At 60.9% G+C, this 2,789-nt stretch carries 5 protein-coding genes; 4 read left to right on the forward strand and 1 reads right to left on the reverse strand.

Annotated features, from left to right (window positions below; genetic code table 11):
* A partial coding sequence (locus D8V06_RS10035) for a sigma-70 family RNA polymerase sigma factor (RefSeq protein ID WP_130930899.1) occupies nucleotides 1-324 on the forward strand: 324 nt, incomplete at its 5' end.
* A 68-nt stretch (nucleotides 325-392) separates the two neighbouring features.
* Here D8V06_RS10035 and mtgA read toward each other — a convergent pair.
* Nucleotides 393-1,115 (reverse strand): monofunctional biosynthetic peptidoglycan transglycosylase, encoded by a 723-nt coding sequence (gene mtgA, locus D8V06_RS10040; RefSeq protein ID WP_130907665.1) that lies wholly within the window; start codon nucleotides 1,113-1,115, stop codon nucleotides 393-395.
* Between the two features lie 74 nt (nucleotides 1,116-1,189).
* Here mtgA and D8V06_RS10045 point away from each other — a divergent pair, with 74 nt between their 5' ends.
* The 3 genes from D8V06_RS10045 to D8V06_RS10055 form a co-directional block, all read left to right on the forward strand.
* The gene (locus tag D8V06_RS10045; RefSeq protein ID WP_056853989.1) at nucleotides 1,190-1,561 is read left to right on the forward strand and encodes a DUF423 domain-containing protein; all 372 of its coding nucleotides are present in this window, start codon (nucleotides 1,190-1,192) and stop codon (nucleotides 1,559-1,561) included.
* 189 nt (nucleotides 1,562-1,750) lie between these two features.
* Entirely contained in the window at nucleotides 1,751-1,951 is a 201-nt protein-coding gene (gene thiS, locus D8V06_RS10050; RefSeq protein WP_007953386.1) for a sulfur carrier protein ThiS, read from the forward strand.
* A gap of 60 nt (nucleotides 1,952-2,011) precedes the next feature.
* A partial coding sequence (locus D8V06_RS10055) for a thiazole synthase (protein ID WP_130930900.1) occupies nucleotides 2,012-2,789 on the forward strand: 778 nt, incomplete at its 3' end.

Raw genomic sequence — 2,789 nt, forward strand, 5'->3', positions numbered from 1 at the left:
GGCCACGACATGGCCTTCGACCCGGCTGCCGAAGCCGACGACGACAGTGCGTTCCAGTCGCCGGCCAATTATCTGGAAGACCACCGGTACGACCCGGCGCGTCAGCTGGAAGACGCCGACTGGAGCGACAACTCCAACCACAACCTGCACGAAGCGCTGGAAGTGTTGGACGACCGCAGCCGTGACATCCTCTACCAGCGCTGGCTGGCGGAAGAAAAAGCCACGCTGCACGACCTGGCGCAGAAGTACAACGTATCGGCCGAGCGTATTCGTCAGCTTGAGAAGAGCGCGATGAACAAGCTCAAGGTGTCGATCGCCGCGTAACCCGGGCACCAGTAATAAAAAACGCCCCGATCATTGATCGGGGCGTTTTTGTGTGTGCCCATTATTGGCTATTGAGCCCAAGGCGCCCGGCGCGAATCGTTGAGGCCAACCAGATAACTCTCACCACCCAACTGACTCATCTGCCGCCGAATCCAGCCTGCGCGCCGCGCCACGTATCCCGTCGGATGACTGGCACTCCACACCCGCGGATTGGGCAGGACCGCCGCCAGCAAGCTCGATTGCTGGCGGCTGAGGCCTTTGGCGCTGACGCCAAAATGGTGCCTGGCCGCAGCCTCGGCACCGAACACGCCGTCATCCCACTCGACACTGTTGAGGTACACCTCGAGAATCCGCTGTTTGGGCCAGAACACTTCGATCAGCCCGGTGAACCAGGCTTCCAGGCCTTTGCGCAGCCAGCTGCGACCGGACCACAGGAACAGGTTTTTCGAGACTTGCTGGCTCAGGGTGCTGGCGCCGCGGATCGAGCCGCCGAGTTCGTTATGGGCCAGTGCCGCCTTGATCGCATTCACGTCAAAGCCCCAGTGTTCGGGGAATTTCTGATCTTCGCCGGCAATCACTGCGACTTTCAGGTCATCGGAAATTTCATCCCACGGCTTCCACGAGCGTTGCAGGTCGATGGGCTCGCCTTCGATCCAGGATTCGATCTTGCGCTCGACCATCAGCGCCGTCCCCGGTGGCGGCACCACGCGAAAGATCAGCACCAACAGGACGCTGCCGCCCATGAACCAGAGCACGGCCTTGGTGAAACGACGGAAATAGATACGCAGCATAGAGATGGCTTGGCCGAACCCGTGGAGCGGGCCATTATACAGACCCTGTAGATTGAGTCTGACTGGAGTTCTTCATGCTGCGTGGCTTTCTGATGCTGGCCGCTTTTTTCGGCTTCACCGGTGTCGGCCTTGGGGCGTTTGCGGCCCATGGCCTGAAAAACCGTCTGAGCGCCGAGTACCTGGCGATTTTTCATACCGGCGTCACCTATCAACTGGTGCACACTCTGGCGTTGCTGGGTGTCGCGTTGCTGGCCACGCAAATCCCCGGGCGCCTTGTGACGTGGGCTGGTGCATCGTTTGCCATCGGCATCCTGCTGTTTTCCGGCAGCCTGTATGTGCTGACGCTGACCGGAGTCAGCAAGCTTGGCATCATCACGCCATTCGGCGGGCTGGCGTTTCTGGTGGGCTGGTTTTGCCTGGGCCTCGCCGCCTGGCGGTTGAGCTGACCTCTGTAGGAGCGAGGCTTGCCCGCGATGGACGTGAACGATAACGCGTGCTTGCTGATTACACGCGTTGTTCTGGCATCCATCGCGAGCAGGCTCGCTCCTGCAAGGTGTGTGACTGACGAATGGCTTGGGTCGGCCTGACTGATCGGGCTAGAATGCCAGCCCCTAAAAATGATGGCGGCATCCGGCATGCGCATTCAGTTGAACGGCGAATCCTTTGAACTGCCCGACGGTGAAACCGTTGCGGCCCTGCTGACCCGCCTGGACTTGACCGGACGCCGGGTGGCGGTCGAACTCAATCTGGATATCGTCCCGCGCAGTCAGCATGCAGATACCACCCTGAACGACGGCGACAACGTCGAAGTCGTGCACGCCATCGGCGGCGGCTAGTCGCCTCGGCCGAAAGGCCGCAGCATTCAGCAAGTACCTCACTCCTACAGAGGATTTCCCATGAGCATCGTTCGTAGCGACAAGCCTTTCGTCCTGGCCGGTCGTACTTACCAGTCGCGTTTGCTGGTCGGTACCGGCAAGTACCGTGACATGGAAGAAACCCGCCAGGCCATCGAAGCCTCGGGTGCCGAGATCGTCACCTTCGCCGTGCGTCGCACTAACCTCGGGCAGATCGAGGGCGAACCGAACCTGCTTGAAGTGCTGTCGCCGGATCGCTACACCTTCCTGCCGAACACCGCCGGTTGCTACGACGCGATCGAGGCCGTGCGCACTTGCCGCCTGGCCCGTGAGCTGCTCGATGGTCACAACCTGGTAAAGCTGGAAGTGCTGGCCGACCAGAAAACCCTGTTTCCCAACGTGATCGAAACCCTCAAGGCCGCAGAAACACTGGTCAAGGAAGGTTTCGACGTGATGGTCTACACCAGTGATGACCCGATTATCGCCCGTCAATTGGCGGAAATCGGCTGCATCGCCGTCATGCCGCTGGCTGGTCTGATCGGTTCGGGGCTGGGGATCTGCAACCCGTACAACCTGCAGATCATCCTCGAGGAAGCGAAAATTCCGGTGTTGGTGGATGCCGGTGTCGGTACCGCTTCCGACGCCGCCATCGCCATGGAACTGGGCTGTGACGCGGTGCTGATGAATTCGGCGATCGCCCACGCGGGGCAGCCGGTCATGATGGCCGAAGCCATGAAACACGCGATCGTCGCGGGCCGCCTGGCCTACCTCGCCGGCCGCATGCCGAAAAAACTCTATGCCAGCGCCTCTTCGCCGCTGG

It is taken from the genome of Pseudomonas sp. Sample_24, from assembly GCF_004307605.1.
GTDB lineage: Bacteria > Pseudomonadota > Gammaproteobacteria > Pseudomonadales > Pseudomonadaceae > Aquipseudomonas.

Excerpts from the sequence above, each read along its gene's own strand:
- mtgA (WP_130907665.1), bottom strand. The coding sequence starts at position 1,115 with ATGCTGCGTATCTATTTCCGTCGTTTCACCAAGGCCGTGCTCTGGTTC.
- D8V06_RS10045 (WP_056853989.1), top strand. The coding sequence starts at position 1,190 with ATGCTGCGTGGCTTTCTGATGCTGGCCGCTTTTTTCGGCTTCACCGGT.
- thiS (WP_007953386.1), top strand. The coding sequence starts at position 1,751 with ATGCGCATTCAGTTGAACGGCGAATCCTTTGAACTGCCCGACGGTGAA.